This window comes from Myxacorys chilensis, from assembly GCF_059505265.1.
Map to the genome: position 1 here is coordinate 1 of NZ_JCACKG010000188.1, position 3,696 is coordinate 3,696.

At 69.3% G+C, this 3,696-nt stretch carries 4 protein-coding genes; 3 read left to right on the forward strand and 1 reads right to left on the reverse strand.

Annotated elements, in window-relative coordinates:
• The coding region (locus tag AC5JLB_RS16455; RefSeq protein ID WP_495874907.1) for a LacI family DNA-binding transcriptional regulator at nucleotides 1–883 on the reverse strand (883 nt) is incomplete at its 3' end.
• Nucleotides 884–987: 104 nt separating this feature from the next.
• Here AC5JLB_RS16455 and AC5JLB_RS16460 point away from each other — a divergent pair.
• The 3 genes from AC5JLB_RS16460 to AC5JLB_RS16470 all read left to right on the forward strand — a co-directional run.
• Nucleotides 988–2,397, forward strand: a complete 1,410-nt coding sequence (locus tag AC5JLB_RS16460) for a hypothetical protein (protein ID WP_495874908.1) — start codon at nucleotides 988–990, stop codon at nucleotides 2,395–2,397.
• Between the two features lie 31 nt (nucleotides 2,398–2,428).
• Nucleotides 2,429–3,091, forward strand: coding sequence for an amino acid ABC transporter permease (locus AC5JLB_RS16465; protein ID WP_495874909.1), 663 nt, complete (start codon nucleotides 2,429–2,431; stop codon nucleotides 3,089–3,091).
• A gap of 2 nt (nucleotides 3,092–3,093) precedes the next feature.
• A partial coding sequence (locus tag AC5JLB_RS16470) for a copper homeostasis protein CutC (protein WP_495874910.1) occupies nucleotides 3,094–3,696 on the forward strand: 603 nt, incomplete at its 3' end.

The window sequence follows — 3,696 nt, forward strand, 5'->3', positions numbered from 1 at the left end:
CGGCCGGGGACTGCCGGATCGCGGTAAGCGGCGGATCGATCAGGTCGTTGAGCGGAGAGTCGTCGAAGCCCACGACGGACAGGTCGCGGGGGATGGCGACGCCAGCGGCCCGCGCCGCCCGAACGATCCCGTAGGCCAGGACATCGGCGCCCGCGAAGATGGCGGTCGGCGGGTGGGGAAGCGAGAAGAGAGACCGGAGCGCCTTGCGCCCGAACGGGTCGCCGAACGGGCCCTTGAGGATCATCGCCGGCTCCATGGCGACCCCTTCTTCGGCCAGGGCCGAACGGAAGCCGAGCAAGCGCTCCTCGACGCTGATCATCCCGGCGGGCCCGCCTACGAAGGCGATGACGCGATGGCCGAGGTCGAGGAAGTGCCGGGCCACGAGCCGCCCGCCCTCGATGTTGTCGGCGAAGATGCGCGGCGCCGTGGCGCCGGGCACGTCCTCGTCGAGGAGAACGACGTGACGCAGCCGGCTGATGCGCTCCGCCAGCTCGGGAGTCCCCGGATGGTTGGTCAGGAGCAGGGCTCCGTCGATCTGGCGATCGGCGATGCGCGACAGGAGCCGCAGCTCCCGCTCGGTCTCGTTGCGGGAGTTGAAGATGGCGAGGCTGTAGCCGTGCTCGTCCGCCTCGGTTTCCGCCGCGCTCGCGATCGAGGCAAAGAAGGCATAGCTCACGTCCGTCACGATGAGGCCGATCGTCTCGCTCGCTCCGGCCGACAGGCGGCGGGCGATCGCGTTCGGCACATAGTCGAGCCGCCGCGCCGCCTCCTCGATCCGGCGGCGGGTGTCCTCGGGCAACTCGATCCGGCCGTTCAGGAAGCGCGACACGGTGGCAACCGAAAGGCCAGCCTCGCGCGCCACATCCCTGAGCCTGGCGGTCAAATCGGCCTCCGTGAAACCGGTTTACAAAAGGGCTAGACCGGCCTACCCGTCGGGTCAAGCCCGAGGGGAACTCGGTCGTCTCCGAAGATGAAAGAGGATCCAAAGTGGCCGCACTCGACCCGCCCGTCCGCCTGACCGACCTCGACCTGCCCGAATTCGGCGAGCCCACCGTCGAGCCGATCCTTCCGCCCGAGACCTATGCCGGCCGCCGGACCGAGGCGCTGGCGCGAGCGCGGGCACGGGACCTCGACGCCTTGGTCGTCTACGGCGACCGGGAGCATTCGGCCAACATCGCCTTTCTCAGCGGCTACGATCCGCGCTTCGAGGAGGCCCTGCTGATCCTTCCCGCGGCGAGACGTCCTGCGCTCCTCGTCGGCAACGAAGGCTGGGGCTACGCCGAGCTGATGGCCCCCGACCTGGAGCGGGTGCTGTTCCAGAGCTTCAGTCTCCTGGCGCAGCCGCGCGGCCAGAGCGCCCCCCTGTCCGCGATCCTGCAGGACCGCGGAATCGGCCCGGGCGCGCGCGTCGGGGTCGTGGGCTGGAAGTACTTCGGGGAGGGCGACGGCGACCTCGACGAGACCTCGCTCGAGGTGCCCTCGTACATCGCGGACGCGCTGCGGCGGCTGGCGGGCGACACGGGCCGGGTTATCAACGCCACCGACATCCTCATGGCGGCGGAGGACGGGCTCCGCGCCATCAACGACGTCGACCAGCTGGCCGCCTTCGAATACGCCGCCACCTTTACCTCGCAGGGGCTGCGCAACGTCCTCTTCGGGCTGCGGGCGGGCATGCGCGAGATCGACGCCATGCGCCTCATGGGCCTCAACGGCCTGCCCCTCTCGGCGCATCCCATGCTCTCGTCGGGCCGACGCGCCTTCTATGGCCTGCCCAGCCCGTCCACCAAGGTCATCGAGCGCGGCGATGCCTTCACCATGGCCTACGCCATATGGGGCGCGCTGACGGCCCGCGCCGGCTTCGTGGCCGAGAGCGAGGAAGACCTGCCCGAGGGGATCCGCGACTATGTCGGAAAGCTCGTCGCTCCCTACTTCTCGGCCGCGGCGGCCTGGTACGAGACGGTCGGGATCGGAGTCACGGGCGGCGAGGTCTACGACGCCGTCCACAGCCGGATCGGCGACCCGTTCTTCGGCGTGGCGCTGAACCCCGGTCACCAGATCCATCTCGACGAATGGATGAACAGCCCGATCCACGAGGGGAGCGCGACCCCGCTCCGCTCGGGCATGGCGCTGCAGATCGACATCATCCCCGCCACGGGCTCGCCCTGGTTCACGACCAACATCGAGGACGGCATCGCCCTGGCCGACGAGGGCCTCCGCGCGGCCTTCGCGCAGCGATACCCGGAGGCCTGGGACCGGATCCAGCGTCGCCGGCAGTTCATGACCGAGGCGCTGGGCATCCGGCTCCGGCCCGAGGTGCTGCCCTTCAGCAACATCCCGGCCTACCTGCCGCCTTTCCTCCTGTCCCCCCATCGCGCCATGGTCGTGGCGCGCGACTGACACCGGAGCCGCCTTCGACGCGAGGACCTCCATGGAGCTGCAGTTCGGAACGATCGCCCGGTACCTGCCCTACCTGCTCGAGGGGTTGGGCATCACCGTCCTGGTGAGCGTCGCCACCTGCATCCTCAGCTTCGTCCTGGGGCTCGGAGTGGCGATGATCCGCGTCTCGCGGCTCGGGTGGCTGCGCTGGATCGGCGGAGCCTATATCGACATCTTCCGCAACACGCCCTTCCTCGTGCAACTCTTCTTCTTCTACTTCGGCCTGCCCGAGATCGGCATCCTGATCGGCCCCATCGAGACGGGCATCATCGCCCTGAGCCTGTCGACCGCCGCCAGCAACGCCGAGGTCATCCGCGCCGGCATGGAGACGGTGGATCGCGGCATCGTGGAGGCCGCTCGGTCCTTCGCCCTGACGACGGCGCAGCTCTACCGGCACATCATCCTGCCCATCGCGCTCCGGGTGTCCTGGCGGCCGCTGGGCAGCGTGTTCATCAACATGGTGCTGACGACGTCCGTGCTGTCCACGATCACGGTCAACGACCTCATGGGCAATGCCAACACGGTGTCCTCGACGACCTTCCGGCCGTTCGAGGTCTACCTCACGGTGCTCGTCCTTTATTGCCTCGTGACCTTCACGCTGTCGGCGATCGTCAACAGCGTGCAGGCGCTCTGGCTCGAACCTCGACGGAGATAGGGATGGAACGCACAGCGAACCGGCAGGTCGCCATCGAGGTCTGCGTGGAGAACACCGACGGCCTTCTCGCCGCGCAGCAGGCCGGCGCCGACCGGGTGGAGCTTTGCGCATCGCTCATCGAAGGCGGCCTGACGCCGAGCTGGGGCATGATCGAACAGGCCAAGCGGGTCGCCACCATCCCCTTCCATGTCATCGTCCGACCCCGCGGCGGCGACTTCCTCTATTCGGAGATCGAGTTCGCCGCCATGCTCGTCGACGTGGAGTCGCTGCGGCGTCTCGGCGTCGCCGGCGTGGTGGTGGGCTGCCTGACGGCGGACGGGGACATCGACGAGGATCGCATGCGGGCCCTCGTGCAGGCCGCGCGACCCCTCTCCGTCACATGCCACCGCGCCTTCGACATGACCCGCGACGTGGCCGCCGCCGTCGAGGCGCTGGTCCGCTGCGGCGTGGACCGCGTGCTCACCAGCGGACAGCGCGACACGGCTCTTGAGGGCCTGGACACCATCCGGGCGACGGTGGAGGCCGCGGGAGACCGCCTCAAGGTGATGGCCTGTGGCGCGCTGGAGGCCGGCAACATCGCCCGGGTGCGCGATGGCACCGGCGCG

What these genes read in the sequence shown, in the direction of transcription:
- AC5JLB_RS16465 (WP_495874909.1), top strand. Translation starts at nt 2,429, where the DNA reads ATGGAGCTGCAGTTCGGAACGATCGCCCGGTACCTGCCCTACCTGCTC.